At 34.8% G+C, this 351-nt stretch carries 2 pseudogenes; both read right to left on the reverse strand.

From position 1 onward, the window contains the following. A pseudogene (locus tag EII37_RS10935) lies at window positions 1–258 on the reverse strand (hypothetical protein); the annotation flags it as partial. Between the two features lie 19 nt (window positions 259–277). Next, window positions 278–351 (reverse strand): annotated as a pseudogene (locus EII37_RS11570) (hypothetical protein); the annotation flags it as partial.

The following is a 351-nucleotide window of genomic DNA, read 5'->3' on the forward strand; positions in this document are numbered from 1 at the left end:
AACAGTTTTACAGAAGATATTGATTAACTCGTTAGTTGTAGGAAGCTCTGTTTTATCATCTAAGGCGTTTTGCAGTCCTCCGTTACAATCTACCCAAAGTATCAATAACTTGTCTGTAAAGCTCTCCATTTGCTCTGTAAAGTCATCAGGAATATATCCAGCGACAAAAGAATTTTGTAAGTCTGCAAAGTCTTTTAAATCTGTAATAAAGTCTGAACCAGTTAGCTCTAAGTATCTAATTGCATGTTTTAAAATCATTTACAGTCCTTTCAGCTCATTAAATTTCTTTCTGCCATAATTCGACAAGTTCTTTAAGCCCTTTACCGTCAGTATCGAACTCAAAGCTAGAAC

It is taken from the genome of Streptococcus sp. OH4692_COT-348 (assembly GCF_003859975.1).
In the GTDB taxonomy this organism is placed as follows: domain Bacteria; phylum Bacillota; class Bacilli; order Lactobacillales; family Streptococcaceae; genus Streptococcus.